We start from the raw sequence: 16110 nt of genomic DNA, 5'->3' as shown, positions 1-16110 counted from the left end.
ATGAGCGACGACAACAAGCCGCAGCCGGACGAGTACACGGTCCTGCTGTACAGCGACGATCCCGCGGTCCGCGACCGGATCCGGCTGGCGATCGGCGTCCGCCCCGCCGCAGACCTCGCCGTGGAGTTCGTGGAGGCCTCCACCTGGGAGGACTGCCGGAACCTGCTGGACACGTACGAGGTCGACCTGATGGTCCTCGACGGCGAGGCGACGCCGGCCGGCGGCCTGGGCATCGCCCGCCAGACCAAGGACGAGTACGCGGACCCGCCGCCGACCTGCGTGGTGATCGCCCGCGCGGCCGACCGCTGGCTGGCCGCCTTCGCGCAGGTCGACGCGACCCTGGTGCACCCGCTCGACCCGGTGACCACCGGTCAGACCATCGCCGGCATGCTCCGCGGCCGCCGCAACGGCGTGATCCCGCTGGGCACCATGGGCAAGCTGGGCTGACACACCCCTCTCCCCCCGAAGGAGTGCCCACCATGGGCGCACGTACCTGGCCGAACCTGCTGAGCGCCCTGCTGCGGGCCGAGGAGTTGTCGGCGCAGGACACCGCCTGGGCCATGGGCGAGATCATGGCCGGCAACGCCACCCCGGTGCAGGTCGCCGGCTTCGCCATCGCGCTGCGGGCCAAGGGCGAGACGCCGACCGAGCTGGCCGGGCTGGTCGAGGCGATGCTGGCCAACGCGACGCCCGTCGACCTGCCGGAGGCCGTGCGCACGGACGCGATCGACGTGGTGGGCACCGGCGGCGACCGGGCGCACACCGTGAACATCTCCACGATGGCCGCCATCGTGGTGGCGGCCGCCGGGGTGACCGTGGTCAAGCACGGCAACCGGGCGGCCTCCTCCGCCTGCGGCACCGCCGACCTGCTGGAGTTCTTCGGCATCCCGCTCGACCTGGGCCCGAAGGGCGTCGCGAGCACGGTCGCCGAGGCCGGGATCGGCTTCTGCTTCGCGGCCCGCTACCACCCGGGCATGCGGCACGCCGCGGTGACCCGGCGCGAGCTGGGCCACCCGACCTTCTTCAACGTGCTGGGCCCGCTGACCAACCCGGCCCGGCCCCGCGCGGCGGCGGTGGGCTGTTTCGACCCGCGGATGGCGCCGGTGATGGCGCAGGTGTTCGCCGACCGGGGCGACTCGGCGCTGGTGATGCGCGGCGAGGACGGCCTGGACGAGTTCACCACGGCGGCGCCGACCCGGGTGTGGCTGGTCCGCGAGGGCACGGTGACCGAATCCGTGGTGGACTCCGTCGACCTGGGGCTGCCCCGCAGCAAGGTGGGCGATCTGCGCGGCGGCGACGCGGCGTTCAACGCCGGCGCGGCGCTGCGCGTGTTCGCCGGCGAGCCGGGCCCGGTCCGCGACGCCGTCCTGGTCAACGCGGCCGCGGCGTTCGCGGCACACGCCGGCTTCCCGGGTGGGTTCGCCGACACGATGCGCGCCGGCATCGCCCGGGCCGCGGAGACGGTGGATTCGGGCGCCGCGACGGCCCTGCTGGACCGCTGGGTCGCGGCGGCCCGGGCGGCCAAGGCCGCGGAATCGGTCTGATCTCAATTTTTTTCTGACACGCCGGGCGGGGTTCCCGCACCGGCTCCTCGAACATGACAACGTTTTAGTGACATTCGGGTATATCCACCTTCCGGCGAAGAGGAGCCACCCGTGCGAGAACGCGAACTGCGCTGCGTCATGTGCGACGCCGAAATGCCTTTCGAGACACCGCCCTGCGCCGACGGCCACGAGAAGGACTGCCCGGAGCTCATCTGCACCCGGTGCGGCGCCGCGGAGATCCTGGCGCCGGTCACCATCCGCGTGCTGTTGTCCGCGGGCGGGTCCCGGGTGGCGCCGCAGCAACGCCGCGCCGCCTGACCGACCACGCACAAAGGAAACGGCCCGCCTCCCCGAGGGGAGACGGGCCGTTCTGCGTCTCAGCCGGTCAGTGCTCGGCCGGGTGCCGGGTGCCCGAGTAGTACTCGAACAGCATGCCGCAGGCACCGAAGATCACCATGACCAGACCCAGGAGGATCAGCCACCACATCCAGTACACCAGGCCCATGCCGGTCACCGCCGCCGCGAGCGCGATGCCGAACGGCCAGTAGCTGCCCGGGCTGAAGAAGCCGATCTCGCCGGCGCCCTCCGCGATCTCGCCGTCCTCGCGGTCCTCCGGGCGCAGGTCGATGCGGCGGGCGACGAACCAGAAGAAGCCGCCGCACATCGCGCATAGCAGGCCGGAGAGGATGAGGGCGACGAAGCCGATCCACTCCACATCCTGGGTCGGGCTCACGCCGTGCGTCCACACGCCGTAGACGGCGGCCGCGCCGAAGAGGAAGACGGCGACGCCGGCGAAGATCTTGTATTCGGTCTTCAACTCGGGTCCCTACTTCCCTACCGCAGCGGGTGCGTCGTCTTGGTACCAGGACTTGCCGTGCCGACGGGTGTCGATCGGCGAGGTCTTGATGGCGTAGCGCTCGTCGCCGACGTAACCGATCACGCCCATCGCATCCGGCGTCGAGGCACCGGCCACCTTCGCGGCGATGAACCGGTCGTACCGCTCCTGCGAGACCACCACGAGCTCGAACTGCATGAAGGCGTGGTAGGTGCCGCAGAGCTCGGCGCAGCGGCCGATGTAGCGGCCCTCCTTGTCGAGGGTCACCTCGAAGACGTTGCGCACATTGCCCGGGAACACGTCACGCTTGAAGAGCATCTCCGGCACCCAGAACGAGTGGATGACGTCCTTACTGGTCTCCTCGAAGCGGATCTTCTTACCGACGGGCAGCACCAGCAGCGGGATGATGTCGGTCGAGCCGAGCGTCGACGCGACGGTCTTCGCCTTCTCGCCGGGCGCGTCGCGGTAGTTGAACTGCCAGTTCCACTTGAACCCGACGACCTCGACGGTCACGTCCGGCTTGGCCGACAGCCTGTCTACGTCGGTCTGCACGATCGCCGTGTAGTAGAAGAGCACCGCGACGATCAGCACCGGCGTGACCGTGTAGAGGATCTCCAACGGCATGTTGAACCGGGTCTGCACGGGCAGGGTGTCGCCGCGCTTGCGGTACCGCACGATGCACCAGAAGATCAGGCCCCAGACGAAGAACCCGACGACCAGCGCCGCGATCACCGAGGCGATCCACAGGTCATACATCCTGTGCGCCTGCGGGGTGATGCCGCCCTCCGGCCATCCGAAGCCGCCGAAGGCGCTTCCGATCCCGGTCAACGAACAGCCCGACAGCAGGGCCAGCAGCATGGCACCACCGACACCGAGCCCGGCTAGCCGTACGACGCGCGGCCGTGCGACCGAACTCCTTGAGACCACCTGCTCCTGCCTCCCTAGAGCACCGCCCGGTGCGAAATCCGGACACCGGCGGCAAGGTGTCACCGACGGTCGCACACTACTCGACCTGGCCCGGGCCCCCGATTACCGGGGGTCCGATCATCGAGGTACCCGTGCAACCACTGATCATGTGGACGATACCGTCCTGAAGATGGAATTCAGGGCTGTTCATGCCGGTGCGCCGACCTACCTCGACGCGGCGACGGCGGCACCCCTGCACCCCGTGGCCAGGCAGGCGATGCTCGCCGCCCTCGAGGACGGCTGGGCCGACCCCGACCGGCTCTACGCCGCGGGCCGGCGGGCACAACAGCTGCGGGAGGCGGCGCAGGCCACCGTCGCGGAGTGCCTGGGCGTACGCCCGGACGAGCTGACCTTCCTCTCCTCCGGCACCGCCGCGGCGCACGCCGCCGTGCTGGGCGGCCTCGCGGGACGCGCGCGGGCGGGCCGCACGCTGGTGCACTCGGCCGTCGAGCACTCCGCGGTGCTGCACGCCGCGGCGCTGGGCGAGGCCGTGCCGGTCGGCGTCGACATCCTCGGGCGGATCGACCTGGACGCCTGGCGCGCCGCGGTCACCGCGCCCGGGGCGGCGCTCGCCGCCCTGATCAGCGCCAGTCACGAGGTCGGCACCGTGCAGCCCGTGGCGGCCGCCGCACAGGCGTGCGCCGACGCCGGGGTGCCGCTGTACGTCGACGCCGCCCAGTCGATCGGGCGCCATCCGGTGCCGCCGGGCTGGTCGCTGCTGACGGCCAGCGCGCACAAGTGGGGCGGCCCGCCGGGCGTCGGCGTACTCGTGGTGCGCAAGGGCGTGCGGTGGCGCTCGCCGTACCCGGGTGATGATCATCACCGGCCGCGGCCGGTCGGCGCGCTCGATCTGCCGGCCGTCGTCGCGGCCGCGGCGTCCCTGCGTGCCGTGCTGGCCGAGGCGCGCGACCAGGCCGCGCGGCTGTCCGGGCTGGTGGAGAAGATCAGGGCGACCGTCGCGGCGACCGTGCCCGACGTGGAGGTGGTCGGCGACCCCGTCGAGCGGCTGCCGCACCTGGTGACCTTCTCCTGCCTGTACGTCGACGGCGAGGCCCTGCTGCACGCGCTGGACCGGCACGGCTTCGCGGTCTCGTCCGGGTCCTCGTGCACCGCCTCCACGCTGCGGCCCAGCCACGTGCTGGAGGCGATGGGCGTGCTCAGCCACGGCAACGTCCGGGTGTCGCTGCACCGGGAGACCGTCGAGGACGACGTCGACCGCTTCCTGGCGGTGCTGCCCGGGGTGGTCGAACAGATCCGGAAGGAGGCGGGGATGTGATCGAGGTCGACTCCCGCGGCCGGCGCTGCCCGCTACCGATCATCGACCTCGCGAAGCGGATGCCGTCCGTCGAGGTGGGCGCCGTGATCCGGGTGCTGGCGGACGACCCGGCGGCGGCCAACGACATCCCGGCCTGGTGCCGGATGAAGGGCCACGAGTACCTGGGCAGCCCGGAGGCGGACGCCTACGAGGTGCGCAGGGTCAAATAGTCGACGACGGGCTCGACCGGCTTGTCGGCCAGGAACGTGTCCACGACCAGCCGGGGGCCGGGATAGGGCTCGTACTCCGACTGGCGCTCCAGCACGCGCACCCAGTCGGGGATGCCGTCGTGTGCGCGGGCCGCGTAGCGTGCCTCGACCCGGCGGCGGTGCTCGGCGTCGTCACCGCAGACCACCTCGACGACCCGGAGCGGGACGCCGAGGTGCTCCGCGAGCTCGGTCCAGAGCTGCCGGGCCGCCTTCACCGGGTTGACCGCGTCGATGATCACGTGGTGACCCATCCTGAGCTGGGTCTCGGCCAGCGCCGCCACCACCCCGTACGCGGCGTAGCCGGGACGGGGCTCGGTGACGTCGTATGCCTGCATCGTGAAGTCGACGGTGTCCACGGCGAGCACCGCGGCCGGCAGAACCGCCCCCACCTGCTGGGCGAGTGTGCTCTTTCCCACTCCCGGCAGACCGGCGAAGACGGCAAGGACCATCGGGCTAGGCCGCGGCCGGCAGGTGCGGCTGGATCTCCGCGGCCGCGGCGTCGCCGTAGGAGTCGGCGAGGCGCTTGAGGAAGAAGTCCGGCTTCACGTCGTACTCCTGGGGGCCGACGGTCTCCAGGACCAGGGCCGCGACCAGCGAGCCGACCTGCGCGGCGCGCTCGAGGCCGACGCCCCAGCCCAGCGCGGCGAAGAAGCCGGCCCGGAAGCCGTCGCCGACGCCGGTCGGGTCCTCGGGGATGACGTCGCGGGCGACCGGCACGTGGATGCGCTCGATGTCGCGGCCGGTGATCTCGACGCCGTCCTTGCCCAGCGTGGTGACCCGGACCTTGACCTGCTCGAGGACCTGCTCGCTGGTCAGACCGGCCTTGGTCTCCAGCAGCGAGCGCTCGTAGTCGTTGGTCATCAGGTACTCGGCGCCGCTGATCAGCGTCAGCACGTCGCTGCCGTCCATGCGGGCGAGCTGCTGCGACGGGTCGGCGGCGAACGCGTAGCCGCGGGCCCGGCACTCCTGCGAGTGACGGATCATGGCGGCCGGGTCGTTGGCGCTGACCAGCACCAGGTCGAGCCCGCCGGCGCGCGCGGCGACCGGCGCGAGCTCGATGTTGCGCGCCTCGCTCATCGCGCCGGCGTAGAACGACGCGATCTGGTTGAGGTCGTCGTCGGTGGTGCAGACGAAGCGTGCCGTGTGCGCGATCTCGCTGACGTGCACCGAGTCGCAGTCGACGCCGTGGCGCTCGAGCCAGGACCGGTAGTCGGCGAAGTCCGCGCCGACCGCACCGACCAGGATCGGGTTGAGGCCGAGCTTGCCCATCCCGTACGCGATGTTCGACGCCACGCCGCCGCGCCGCACGACCAGGTCGTCGACCAGGAAGGAGAGCGAGACCTTGTGCAGCTGATCGGCGATGAGCTGCTCGGCGAACCTGCCGGGGAAGTGCATCAGGTGGTCTGTGGCGATCGAGCCGGTAACGGCGATCTTCATGTCGGCCCTCGAGGTCGGGTGCGATTACCGGGTGAGCCTACCGGCACCCGGCGCGGACGCCATCCGGGCGTCACCTGGCGGACACGGTAAAGGGCCGCCCCGGCAACCGGGACGACCCTTACGCGTGACAGATCAATGAGCAATTTTCAACCTGGCCTCGGCCAGAGGCTCCGGGCCGTTGCTCGCTGCCGGGAGCTGCCGCCCGGGCCACGTTGAAAAAGGCTCAGTGGAACGAGTCGCCGCAGGCGCAGGAGTTCTGCGCGTTCGGGTTGTCGATCGTGAAGCCCTGCGCGTCGATGCGGTCGGCGAAGTCGATCGTGGCACCCGCCAGGTACGGCGCGCTCATCCGGTCGACGACCACCTCGACGCCGTCGAAGTCGGCGACGACGTCGCCGTCCAGCGACCGCTCGTCGAAGAAGAGCTGGTATCGCAGGCCCGAGCAGCCGCCGGGCTGCACGGCGATGCGCAGGCGCAGGTCATCACGGCCTTCCTGCTCGATGAGGGCCTTGACCTTGACAGCCGCGACGTCGGTCAAAATGACGCCGGTCGGCGCGGCCGTGGTGGCCTCGGTCGACTCGGTGTGCGCTTCAGTGGTCACGTTGCGGTTCTCCCTGCCGGTCCGGTGATGTGCCGTACCGGCCAACGCTAACCCTGTTCGGTGGTATTCCCAATTGCAACGGCCGAGATGTCGAACACCTGCTCAGCGGCTCCATTGCCGGGCGAGCCTCGCGCCGAGCTCGCGCAGGCCCCGGGCGGGCTCGGCCAGCGCCCGTTCCTCGGAGCCGAAATGGTCCACGAGGGCGTAGGTCTCGGTCACGCCCGCGCCGGCCGCCTCGCGGTGGCCGGTCTCGTTGCGCCCGGCGACGACCACGCAGGGCAGGCCCCGGTCGCGCGCGCCGCCCGCGACGCCGGCCGCCACCTTGCCGCGCAGCGACTGATGGTCGAAGGACCCCTCGCCGGTGATCACCAGGTCGGCGGCGTCGAGCTGCTCCTCGAGCCCGATCAGGGTGGTGACCAGCGCGATTCCGGAGGTCACCCGGGCGCCGAGGGCGAGCAGGGCGGCGCCGATCCCGCCGGCCGCGCCCCCGCCGGGCAGCGTGCGGAGATCCTGGACGTCGAGGGCCTTCTCCAGTACGCCCGCGAAGTGGTCGAGCGCGGCGTCGAGCCGGAGCACGTCCTCCCTGGTGGCGCCCTTCTGCGGGCCGTAGACGCCGGTGGCGCCGTGCAGCCCGGTCAGCGGGTTGTCGACGTCGGTCGCGGCCACCAGGCGCGCCTGGCGCAGCCGGGGCAGGCCGCCGAGCCCGGCCGCGGCGATCAGCGGCGCGCCCCCGTACGGCAGGGCGTAGCCGCTCTCGTCGACCGGGGCGGCGCCGAGCGCGGCGAGCATCCCGGCGCCCGCGTCGTTGGTCGCCGAGCCGCCCAGCCCCACCACGATCTCCGCGGCGCCGGCCTCGGCCGCCGCTGCGAGCAGCAGCCCGAGGCCGTACGAGGTGGCGGCGTTGACGTCGCGCTCCGCCGGGGCCAGCAGGTGCAGGCCGCAGGCCTGTGCGCTCTCCACGTACGCCGTGGTGCCGACCAGCAGGACCTCGCCGGCCGCGGGACGGCCGAGGGGGTCGACGATCGCGACCGGCAGCCGGCGGCCGTCGAGCGCGGTGGCGAGCACCTCGACGAATCCGGGCCCGCCGTCGGAGAGCGGGCGCAGCACCGTCTCGTCACCCGGCGCCGTCTCGTGCCAGCCCGCGGCGACGGCGGCGGCGGCCTCGGAAGCCGACAGCGTGCCCGCGAACTTGTCCGGGCAGATGAGTACGCGCACGCTGCGAAGGTACAGGTATCGCACAGGTAGGCATGAAACGGTTGAGGCATGGCGACCCTCATGCAGCGACTGCAGATGTTCCTGCGCAGCCCCAAGGGGCAGCGCCTGGTCCAGCAGGGTCAGCGCCAGCTGGCCAAGCCGGAGAACCAGGCCCGGCTTCGCAAGATCGCGACGCGGCTGCAGAACCGCCACCGCTGAGTGCCGTAGGACACCCTTTCGGCAACCGACGGCGCGGCAACGGTGTGGAAACATGGTTGCCGTGACGTCGACCTGGACCGAACCCGGAAACACCGCGACCGCACTGCTGCTCCTCGGCCGGGGCACCGACCCCGCCAGCGAGCGCGGCGTCGACTGCCCGGGCGAGCTGCCCGCGCCGAGCGACCCCGATCTCGTCGCCCGCGCGACGGCCGCCAAGGCCGCGCTCGGCGACCGGGTGTTCGTCCTCGGCCACCACTACCAGCGCGACGAGGTCATCCAGTTCGCCGACGTCACGGGCGACTCGTTCAAGCTGGCCCGCGAGGCCGCGGCCCGGCCGGAGGCGGAGTTCATCGTCTTCTGCGGCGTGCACTTCATGGCCGAGAGCGCGGACATCCTCACGGGCCCCGACCAGCGCGTCGTGCTGCCCGACCTGGCGGCGGGCTGCTCGATGGCGGACATGGCCGTGCTCGGCCAGGTCGAGGCGGCCTGGGACGAGTTCACCGACCTGGGCATCGACGGCGACGTGGTCCCGGTGACCTACATGAACTCCTCGGCCGACATCAAGGGCTTCGTCGGGCGCAACAACGGCGTCGTCTGCACCTCCTCCAACGCCGAGCGCGCCCTCACCTGGGCCTTCGAGCGGGGCCAGAAGGTCTTCTTCCTGCCCGACCAGCACCTCGGCCGCAACACGGCGGTGCTGAACATGGGCTTCGACCTCGACGACTGCGTGCTCTGGGACCCGCACAAGCCGCACGGCGGGCTCACCCCGGAGCAGCTGCGCGACGCCAAGATGATCCTCTGGCGCGGGCACTGCTCGGTGCACGGCCGCTTCACCATCGACAGCGTCCGCGAGGTGCGCGAGCGGGTGCCCGGCGTCCGCGTCCTGGTGCACCCCGAGTGCCGGCACGATGTCGTGCGCGCGGCCGACGAGGTGGGATCCACCGAATACATCATCAAGGCCCTCGACGCGGCTCCTGCCGGTTCGGCCTGGGCAATCGGCACCGAACTCAATCTCGTACGCCGAATGGCGCTGGCACATCCGGACAAACAGATCATGTTCCTGGACCGGACGGTGTGCTACTGCTCCACCATGAACCGCATCGATCTCCCGCACCTCGTGTGGGCGCTCGAAGAGCTCGTGGCGGGCCGGGTGCCGAACCAGATCACCGTCGACGCGGACACCGCGAAGCACGCCCGGGCGGCCCTCGACCAGATGCTCGCCCTCCCGTAAAAATCTAACTCTGCGTAATCGGCGATGCGCCGTCCGCACGCCTGTACCTTTCTGTTGCCTTAATCATCAGCAATTCGTGCCGTCCTAGGCGTTGTCGCGATTTCTGCACTGGTCACTCAGGGCTATGCTGCCCGGGCGGCAGCCACCGGTCCCCCACCGTCGGCTGCGTCCCTATCCGCATCGGGCGTCTCGCACGCCCGCCTCTGGAGGTTGCGTTGACCGACGACGTCCTGGCCGTACACGGCGGAGCGCCGCTGCACGGGCAGATCCGGGTCCGTGGCGCCAAGAACCTGGTTTCCAAGGCCATGGTGGCCGCCCTGCTGGGCGAGACGCCGAGCCGGCTCTTCGACGTGCCCCGCATCCGGGACGTGGAGGTCGTCCGCGGCCTGCTCGGGCTGCACGGCGTCAAGGTCAGCGACGGCGCTGACGACGGCGAGCTGGTCATGGACCCCACGAACGTGGAGAGCGCCAGCAGCGACCAGATCAACGTGCACGCCGGCTCGAGCCGGATCCCGATCCTGTTCTGCGGCCCGCTGCTGCACCGGCTCGGCCACGCGTTCATCCCGGACCTGGGCGGCTGCCACATCGGGCCGCGCCCGATCGACTTCCACATCCAGGCGCTGCGCCAGTTCGGCGCCGTCGTCGACAAGACGCCCGAGGGCATGCACCTCACCGCGCCGAACGGGCTGCACGGCACCAAGCTGGAGCTGCCGTACCCGAGCGTGGGCGCCACCGAGCAGGTGCTGCTCACGGCGGTGCGCGCCGAGGGCGTCACCGAGCTGCGCAACGCGGCCATCGAGCCGGAGATCATGGACCTGATCTGCGTGCTGCAGAAGATGGGCGCGATCATCACGGTGCACACCGACCGGGTCATCGAGATCCTCGGCGTGCCGAAGCTGCACGGCTACCACCACAAGCCGATCCCGGACCGGATCGAGGCCGCGAGCTGGGCGGCGGCCGCGCTCGCCACCCGCGGCGAGATCGAGGTGCTCGGCGCGCAGCAGGCCGACATGATGACGTTCCTGAACGTCTTCCGCTCGATCGGCGGCGAGTTCGAGATCACCGACGCGCGGGTGGCCCGGACCGGCGTGACCGGCGTCGAGGGCGGCATCAAGTTCTGGCACCCGGGCGGCGAGCTCAACGCCGTCGCGCTGGAGACGGACGTGCACCCCGGCTTCATGACCGACTGGCAGCAGCCGCTGGTGGTCGCGCTGACCCAGGCCCGCGGCCTGTCGATCATGCACGAGACCGTGTACGAGCAGCGGCTGGGCTACACCGAGGCGCTGAACACCATGGGCGCCACGATCCAGGTCTACCGCGACTGCCTCGGCGGAACACCGTGCCGCTTCGGCCGGCGCAACTTCAAGCACTCCGCGGTCATCGCGGGCCCGAGCAAGCTGCACGCCGCCGACCTGGTGATCCCGGACCTGCGGGCCGGCTTCAGCCACCTGATCGCGGCGCTGGCGGCCGAGGGCACCTCCCGGGTCTACGGGGTCGACCTGATCAACCGCGGCTACGAGGACTTCGAGGGCAAGCTCGCCGCCCTGGGCGCGCTGGTCGAACGGGTCTAGTCCTTTCGTCTGCTTCTTTACCGAACCGCGCCGACAAACGTCGGCGCGGTTTCGGCTTTGTCGGACCTCTTGGCTACGCTGCTGGGGTGCCCTCGCTGTTTCGCCGAAAGTCCGCCGACCTCGTCTCCGACGCCACCGAAACGGTGACCTCCGAGCCCGAGCCCTCGGCCGCGTCCAAGCCCAAGGCCTACACCCCCTCGAAGAAGGAGCTGGGTGTCGCCACGCCGAAGCGCACCAGCGCACAGCGCCGGCACGACACGGCGGCCGCACCGGCCAACCGGCGCGAGGCCTACAAGCAAATGCGCGAGCGCCAGCGCACGGAGCGGGCGGAGGCCTCGGCCGGCATGCGGGCCGGCGACGAGCGCTACCTGCTGGCCCGCGACCGCGGCCCGGAGCGCGCGCTGGTCCGCAACATCGTCGACTCCAAGCGCACGGCGGGCACCTGGTTCTTCGCCGGCGCGATCGTCGTCTTCGTCGGCTCGACCGCGGCCATGCCGCAGCAGGTCCGGCTCGGCGCCAACCTGCTCTGGGCGATCCTGGCCATCGCGGTGGTGGTCGACAGCGTGCTGATCTCCCGCAAGGTCAAGAGCCTGGTCTCGGCCCGCTTCCCGGACACGACGCAGCGGCTGGGCTCGCTCTACCTCTACGGCATCATGCGCGGGCTGACGTTCCGCCGCATGCGCGTCCCGAAGCCCCAGGTCGAGCTCGGCGCCAAGATCTGATCCGCGCCGCCGGTCACTCGACGCCGGCGAGCCGGAGCAGGGCGGCGGTCGCCGCGGCCGCGAGCACCACCACGACGAACGGCGCGCGGCGCCAGGCGAGCAGCGCGCCGGCGGCCACCCCCGCCGGGCGGGCGATGCCCGCGGGCGCGGCACCCTCCATCAGGGCCGCCGTCGCCGCCAGCGCCGCCAGCAGCGTCGCCGCCGCCATCGGGAGCAGGCGCTGCAGGTGGTCGGAGAGTTCCAGCCGGTCGCGCAGCAGGACGCCGCTGAGACGCATCGTGTAGGTGCCGACGGCCAGGGTCAGGATCGCGGCGATCAGCACGGCGCCTCCTCGGTCTCTACGCGCCGCCCGGCGGCACGGTCGGCCGCGCCGCCGCCCTGGCCGACCGCACTTTCGGCGGACGGTCCGGCCTTGATGGCCTGCCCAGGCACGGCGGCGGTCCGCTCCGCGCCCGGTTCCGCGTGGCCGGCACCGGCCCGCGCGGCGCGGCGGCGCGGCAGGAACACCGCGCCGAGGCCCAGCAGCGCGCACAGCACGGGCAGCCCCGCCGGCAGGACCGGGGTCAGCGCCACCGCCACCGCCGCGCCGGCCAGCGCCGCCACGCGGGTGTCGCGGTCGCGCAGCGACGGCAGGATCAGCGCGATCAGCCCCGCCGGGAACGCCGCGTCCAGGCCGAGCGCGGCCGGGTCGCCCGCCGCGCCGCCGAGCCAGACGCCCAGCGCGGTGCCGAGGTTCCACGACGTGAACAGCGTGGCGCCGATCAGCCAGTAGGTGCGGCGGCGCCGGGCCGGGTCCTCCTCGGCGAGCGTGAAGGCCACCACCTCGTCGGTCATCAGGTGGCTGCCGATCAGCCGGTCCCGCCAGCGCGGGCCGACGGTGGCCGAGACCGCCAGGCCGAACGGCAGGTGGCGGGCGTTGAGCAGCAGGCCCGCGGCGACGGCTGCGAGGGGGTTGCCGGCCGCGATCAGGCCGACCGCGAGAAACTGCGCGCCGCCCGCGAACACCGCCGTCGACATCAGGAACGGGACCCAGGCCGGCATCCCGTACGCGATCGCGATGGCGCCGAACGACGCACCGACCGCGACCATCGCCGCCGCGATCGCGGCGGCGTCCCGGAGCAGGGCCCGATCCGGTGTTCGACTTGGCGTACGCATAGTTCAAAATAATGAACGACGGGCGTAACGTTCGTCAAACCGAACGACTCGATCGACGGAGTGAACATGTCGCAGCCCACTCCCCCGCTGGCCACCATCGCCGCGGCCCTGCGCCGCGAGCGCGACCGGGTCGGCATCTCCCTGGCCGAGCTGGCCCGGCGGGCGGGCCTGGCCAAGTCGACGCTCTCCCAGCTGGAGTCCGGCACCGGCAATCCCAGCGTGGAGACTCTGTGGTCGCTCGGCGTCGCGCTGGGTGTGCCGTTCAGCCGCCTGGTCGAGCCGCCCGAGCCGCTGATCCGGGTGGTCCGGGCCGGCGAGGGGCCGCGGCTGCAGTCCGACCACGCCGACTTCTTCGCGACCCTGCTCGCCGCCGGCAGCACGCACGCCCGCCGCGACCTGTACGTGATGGAGCTCGAGCCGGGCGCCACGCGGCGGGCCGACGCGCACCTCGCCGGCAGCATCGAGCACCTGGTCGTGGCGGCCGGGCGGCTGCGCACCGGGCCGGAGGGCGAGGAGCTCGACCTCGGTCCGGGCGACTACGTGACCTTCCCCGGCGACCTCCCGCACCGCTACGAGGCCCTCGAACCCGGCACCTGGGCCGTGCTCGTGATGGAGCACCGCTAAGAGGCGTACAGGCGGGCCACCACGTCCTCGATGTCCGGTTCGACCAGGGACAGGTCCCGCAGCGAGGCCAGCGCCGCCAGCCGGCCGACCACCGGTCCCGCGGTGTCGGCCACCAGGTCGAACGACGCCCGGTGGCCGTCCGCCTCCAGCGAGACCAGCGTCGCGCCCTCGACCGTGAAGCCCGGCGGCAGCGGCGCGTCCAGGTCCGCGACGAGGCGGCGGCGGGAGCCGTACCGGGCGTGCAGGGCCTCGATCGTGCCGTCGTGCACCACCCGGCCGTGGTCGATGACCACCAGCCGTCCGCAGAGCCGCTCGATGTCGGCCAGGTCGTGCGTGGTCAGCACCAGCGTGACGTCGCCGGTGGCGCCGAGCTCGGCCAGGAACGACCGGACCGCCTGCTTGCTCACCACGTCCAGCCCGATCGTCGGCTCGTCCAGGAACAGCACCTCCGGCCCGTGCAGCAGCGCCGCGGTGAGCTCGCCGCGCATCCGCTGGCCCAGGGAGAGCTGCCGGACCGGCGTGTCCAGGAAGCCGTCCAGGTCCAGCAGGGCCACGCAGCGGCGCAGCCGGGCCGAGTGCTCGGCCGCCGGCACCCGGTAGATGTGCCGGAGCAGGCCGAACGACTCGCGCAGCGGCAGGTCCCACCAGAGCTGGGAGCGCTGGCCGAAGACCACCCCGATGCGCAGCGCCAGCCGGGTGCGCTGCGGCACCGGCCGCAGCCCGCAGACCGAGACGTCGCCCGAGGACGGGGTGAGCACGCCGGTGAGCATCTTCAGCGTGGTCGACTTGCCCGCGCCGTTGGGGCCGATGTAGCCGACCATCTCGCCGCGCTCGATGCGCAGGTCGATGCCGTCGACGGCGGCGACGGCCCGCTTCTCGCGGCGCACCCGGCCCGCCTTGACCCGAACCACGAAGTCCTTGCGCAGCCCGCGCATCTCGATGACGGCCATGTTCCCCCTCACGATCCGGTGCTGCGGTAGTGCCGGATGCCGGTGCGCCAGACGGCCGCGGCGAGCCCGGCGGCGGGCAGCGCGACCAGCGGGGAGACGAAGCCCGCCCAGGTCGGCAGGCCGAGCGGGTCGGCCCGGCCCAGCAGCGCCAGCGCCGGCTGGTACGCCACGAAACCGAAGCCCAGCCCGTACGCGAAAGCGGCCCGGAACCACCCCGAGTACACCGTTATCGGGTACGCGGTGAAGTCCCGCCCGCCGTAGGTGAACGCGCTGCCGACCTCGCCGGAGTCGACCCACCAGAACGCCAGGCTGGCGCTGAGCACGAAGATCGCGGAGAAGAAGACCGCACCGGCGAGCGGCGCGACGACCAGCAGCGCCACCCGCGCCGGGGTCCAGTCCACGTGGTTGATCCGCAGCGCGACGGCGAGCACCGCGAAGCCGAACGGCAGCCGCAGGGCCTTACGAACCGGCAGGTCCATCAGGATCAGCTGGGCCAGCGCGCTCAGCGGCCGGACCAGGACCGCGTCCATCGTGCCGGTGCGCACGTAGGTCTTGAGCCGGTCGATGTTGCCGACCGCGAAGTCGGCGAGGGCGAACGCGCAGGACGACAGGCTGACGATCAGCACGCCCTCGCGCAGGGAGAAGCCGGCGATGGTCGTCGTGGCCTGGAAGATCACCACGACCGCGAACACGTCGAGCGCCGTACCCCCGATGTTGGTGATCATCTCCACGGCGAACGACGCCCGGTACGAGGTGACCGAGCGCCACTGCCCGCCCAGCAGCGCGGCGTACGCCCGCAGCTCAGCCACCCTGCGCCACCAGCCGGCGCTCGGCGCGGCGCTGCACCAGCGCGCAGAGCGCGAGCAGCACCGCGGCCCAGACCGCCTGCAGCGCGACGAGCCCGAACTGCAACGGCGCCGGATCCCGCTCGACCAACACGTCGAGCGGCGTCTGCATCAAACCTGGAAACGGTGTGGCGACCCACAACGTTACGGCCAGCCAGTCGGGCAGGAAGCGCAGCGGGAAGTAGAGGCCGGCCAGCATGCCCGCGGCGAGGGTCCACAGCATGATCGGTCCGCGGGCGTCGTGCAGCCAGTACGCGGTCGCGTTGACCAGGAACCGCATGCCGAGGCTGCCCACGACGGCGAGCAGCACCGAGAGCCCGAACAGCGGCACGGTGAACCAGCGGCCCGGCAGGTAGAGGTCGAAGAAGATCAGGCCGACGGCGAGCGGCGGCAGGAAGCGGAAGATCATGCCGTGCAGGGCGCGGCCCAGGTCGGGCGCGAGGTAGCCGGTCACCGGATGGATCGGGCGCAACAGATCCGCCGTAACCTCACCCGATCGGATCCGGTCGGACAACTCTGTCCAGCCCCAGAGTGAAACTACGGTGAGCAACCCCTGCCCGACCCAGACGAAAGTGGCCAGCTGGTCCGGGCGGTACCCTGCGGGCGTCCCGTTCACGGCGCCCGCCGCAACGGCGAGCAGGACGTAACAACGGAGGAACCCGAAGACGATGTTGGTGAACGATCCGGCTATGGTC

At 72.0% G+C, this 16110-nt stretch carries 21 protein-coding genes; 10 read left to right on the top strand and 11 right to left on the bottom strand.

What is annotated here, in order from left to right:
* The 3 genes from ACIBSW_RS14545 to ACIBSW_RS14535 all read left to right on the top strand — a co-directional run bounded on the left by ACIBSW_RS14545 (position 1) and on the right by ACIBSW_RS14535 (position 1862).
* A complete protein-coding gene (locus ACIBSW_RS14545) occupies positions 1–447 on the top strand; it encodes a hypothetical protein (protein ID WP_354717118.1) in 447 nt (148 codons plus the stop codon).
* A gap of 32 nt (positions 448–479) precedes the next feature.
* Positions 480–1544 carry an anthranilate phosphoribosyltransferase gene (trpD, locus tag ACIBSW_RS14540; RefSeq protein WP_354717120.1) on the top strand — a complete coding sequence of 355 codons (1065 nt, stop codon included), beginning with the start codon at positions 480–482 and terminating at the stop codon, positions 1542–1544.
* A 111-nt stretch (positions 1545–1655) separates the two neighbouring features.
* The gene (locus tag ACIBSW_RS14535; protein ID WP_354717122.1) at positions 1656–1862 is read left to right on the top strand and encodes a hypothetical protein; all 207 of its coding nucleotides are present in this window, start codon (positions 1656–1658) and stop codon (positions 1860–1862) included.
* Between the two features lie 67 nt (positions 1863–1929).
* Here the strand turns inward: ACIBSW_RS14535 and ACIBSW_RS14530 are convergent, their stop codons facing one another.
* Complete coding sequence (locus ACIBSW_RS14530) at positions 1930–2361, bottom strand: cytochrome c oxidase subunit 4 (RefSeq protein ID WP_354717124.1); 432 nt, start codon at positions 2359–2361, stop codon at positions 1930–1932.
* Between the two features lie 9 nt (positions 2362–2370).
* Positions 2371–3237 (bottom strand): cytochrome c oxidase subunit II, encoded by an 867-nt coding sequence (gene coxB, locus ACIBSW_RS14525; protein ID WP_354717126.1) that lies wholly within the window; start codon positions 3235–3237, stop codon positions 2371–2373.
* Between the two features lie 238 nt (positions 3238–3475).
* On the opposite strand from coxB, the gene ACIBSW_RS14520 reads away from it, so the two are divergent.
* Both ACIBSW_RS14520 and ACIBSW_RS14515 read left to right on the top strand, forming a co-directional pair.
* A complete protein-coding gene (locus tag ACIBSW_RS14520; RefSeq protein WP_354717128.1) occupies positions 3476–4621 on the top strand; it encodes an aminotransferase class V-fold PLP-dependent enzyme in 1146 nt (381 codons plus the stop codon).
* Positions 4618–4830, top strand: a complete 213-nt coding sequence (locus ACIBSW_RS14515; protein WP_354717130.1) for a sulfurtransferase TusA family protein — start codon at positions 4618–4620, stop codon at positions 4828–4830. The genes ACIBSW_RS14520 and ACIBSW_RS14515 overlap by 4 nt, the downstream gene beginning before the upstream one ends.
* On the opposite strand, the gene ACIBSW_RS14510 is transcribed toward ACIBSW_RS14515, so the two are convergent.
* The 4 genes from ACIBSW_RS14510 to ACIBSW_RS14495 form a co-directional block, all read right to left on the bottom strand.
* Entirely contained in the window at positions 4806–5318 is a 513-nt protein-coding gene (locus tag ACIBSW_RS14510; protein ID WP_354717132.1) for an ATP-binding protein, read from the bottom strand. The two genes, ACIBSW_RS14515 and ACIBSW_RS14510, sit on opposite strands and share 25 nt — an antisense overlap.
* A 4-nt stretch (positions 5319–5322) precedes the next feature.
* Positions 5323–6306, bottom strand: coding sequence for a carbohydrate kinase family protein (locus ACIBSW_RS14505; protein ID WP_354717134.1), 984 nt, complete (start codon positions 6304–6306; stop codon positions 5323–5325).
* Between the two features lie 223 nt (positions 6307–6529).
* Positions 6530–6904, bottom strand: a complete 375-nt coding sequence (gene erpA, locus ACIBSW_RS14500) for an iron-sulfur cluster insertion protein ErpA (protein WP_184996607.1) — start codon at positions 6902–6904, stop codon at positions 6530–6532.
* Between the two features lie 102 nt (positions 6905–7006).
* Entirely contained in the window at positions 7007–8119 is a 1113-nt protein-coding gene (locus ACIBSW_RS14495) for a glycerate kinase (protein WP_354717136.1), read from the bottom strand.
* 48 nt (positions 8120–8167) lie between these two features.
* Here ACIBSW_RS14495 and ACIBSW_RS14490 point away from each other — a divergent pair, with 48 nt between their 5' ends.
* The 4 genes from ACIBSW_RS14490 (at position 8168) to ACIBSW_RS14475 (ending at position 11841) form a co-directional block, all read left to right on the top strand.
* Positions 8168–8317, top strand: coding sequence for a hypothetical protein (locus ACIBSW_RS14490; protein WP_354717138.1), 150 nt, complete (start codon positions 8168–8170; stop codon positions 8315–8317).
* A gap of 61 nt (positions 8318–8378) precedes the next feature.
* Positions 8379–9548, top strand: a complete 1170-nt coding sequence (gene nadA, locus ACIBSW_RS14485; protein ID WP_404799330.1) for a quinolinate synthase NadA — start codon at positions 8379–8381, stop codon at positions 9546–9548.
* A 215-nt stretch (positions 9549–9763) separates the two neighbouring features.
* A complete protein-coding gene (murA, locus tag ACIBSW_RS14480; protein ID WP_354717141.1) occupies positions 9764–11119 on the top strand; it encodes a UDP-N-acetylglucosamine 1-carboxyvinyltransferase in 1356 nt (451 codons plus the stop codon).
* A gap of 86 nt (positions 11120–11205) precedes the next feature.
* A complete protein-coding gene (locus tag ACIBSW_RS14475) occupies positions 11206–11841 on the top strand; it encodes a DUF3043 domain-containing protein (RefSeq protein WP_354717143.1) in 636 nt (211 codons plus the stop codon).
* A 13-nt stretch (positions 11842–11854) separates the two neighbouring features.
* Here ACIBSW_RS14475 and ACIBSW_RS14470 read toward each other — a convergent pair whose 3' ends face one another.
* Together ACIBSW_RS14470 and ACIBSW_RS14465 are read right to left on the bottom strand one after the other, a co-directional pair.
* Positions 11855–12163, bottom strand: coding sequence for an AzlD domain-containing protein (locus ACIBSW_RS14470; RefSeq protein ID WP_354717145.1), 309 nt, complete (start codon positions 12161–12163; stop codon positions 11855–11857).
* Positions 12157–12996: an AzlC family ABC transporter permease gene (locus tag ACIBSW_RS14465; RefSeq protein ID WP_354717147.1), complete on the bottom strand. Its 840-nt coding sequence runs from the start codon at positions 12994–12996 to the stop codon at positions 12157–12159. The genes ACIBSW_RS14470 and ACIBSW_RS14465 overlap by 7 nt, the downstream gene beginning before the upstream one ends.
* A 66-nt stretch (positions 12997–13062) precedes the next feature.
* Here ACIBSW_RS14465 and ACIBSW_RS14460 point away from each other — a divergent pair, with 66 nt between their 5' ends.
* Entirely contained in the window at positions 13063–13620 is a 558-nt protein-coding gene (locus ACIBSW_RS14460; protein ID WP_354717148.1) for an XRE family transcriptional regulator, read from the top strand.
* Here ACIBSW_RS14460 and ACIBSW_RS14455 read toward each other — a convergent pair.
* The 3 genes from ACIBSW_RS14455 to ACIBSW_RS14445 are packed head-to-tail and all read right to left on the bottom strand — an operon-like array spanning position 13617 to position 16031.
* Positions 13617–14570, bottom strand: a complete 954-nt coding sequence (locus ACIBSW_RS14455) for an ATP-binding cassette domain-containing protein (protein WP_354717150.1) — start codon at positions 14568–14570, stop codon at positions 13617–13619. The genes ACIBSW_RS14460 and ACIBSW_RS14455 overlap by 4 nt on opposite strands.
* A gap of 8 nt (positions 14571–14578) precedes the next feature.
* Complete coding sequence (locus ACIBSW_RS14450; protein WP_354717152.1) at positions 14579–15379, bottom strand: ABC-2 family transporter protein; 801 nt, start codon at positions 15377–15379, stop codon at positions 14579–14581.
* Positions 15372–16031: an ABC transporter permease gene (locus tag ACIBSW_RS14445; RefSeq protein WP_404799358.1), complete on the bottom strand. Its 660-nt coding sequence runs from the start codon at positions 16029–16031 to the stop codon at positions 15372–15374. Before ACIBSW_RS14445 ends, ACIBSW_RS14450 begins: the two co-directional genes overlap by 8 nt.
* Between the last annotated feature and the right edge of the window lie 79 nt (positions 16032–16110).

The sequence above is a fragment of the Actinoplanes sp. NPDC049668 genome, from assembly GCF_044465445.1.
Lineage (GTDB): Bacteria > Actinomycetota > Actinomycetes > Mycobacteriales > Micromonosporaceae > Actinoplanes.
Note: the sequence above shows the minus strand (reverse complement) of the source record. Positions and strands in the feature narration are given on the sequence as shown.

Bases quoted from the DNA above. Each gene is read 5' to 3' on its own strand.
- ACIBSW_RS14545 (WP_354717118.1), top strand. From the start codon at position 1: ATGAGCGACGACAACAAGCCGCAGCCGGACGAGTACACGGTCCTGCTG.
- trpD (WP_354717120.1), top strand. From the start codon at position 480: ATGGGCGCACGTACCTGGCCGAACCTGCTGAGCGCCCTGCTGCGGGCC.
- coxB (WP_354717126.1), bottom strand. From the start codon at position 3,237: ATGCTGCTGGCCCTGCTGTCGGGCTGTTCGTTGACCGGGATCGGAAGC.
- ACIBSW_RS14520 (WP_354717128.1), top strand. From the start codon at position 3,476: ATGGAATTCAGGGCTGTTCATGCCGGTGCGCCGACCTACCTCGACGCG.
- ACIBSW_RS14510 (WP_354717132.1), bottom strand. From the start codon at position 5,318: ATGGTCCTTGCCGTCTTCGCCGGTCTGCCGGGAGTGGGAAAGAGCACA.
- ACIBSW_RS14505 (WP_354717134.1), bottom strand. From the start codon at position 6,306: ATGAAGATCGCCGTTACCGGCTCGATCGCCACAGACCACCTGATGCAC.
- ACIBSW_RS14490 (WP_354717138.1), top strand. From the start codon at position 8,168: ATGGCGACCCTCATGCAGCGACTGCAGATGTTCCTGCGCAGCCCCAAG.
- ACIBSW_RS14465 (WP_354717147.1), bottom strand. From the start codon at position 12,996: ATGCGTACGCCAAGTCGAACACCGGATCGGGCCCTGCTCCGGGACGCC.
- ACIBSW_RS14460 (WP_354717148.1), top strand. From the start codon at position 13,063: ATGTCGCAGCCCACTCCCCCGCTGGCCACCATCGCCGCGGCCCTGCGC.
- ACIBSW_RS14455 (WP_354717150.1), bottom strand. From the start codon at position 14,570: ATGGCCGTCATCGAGATGCGCGGGCTGCGCAAGGACTTCGTGGTTCGG.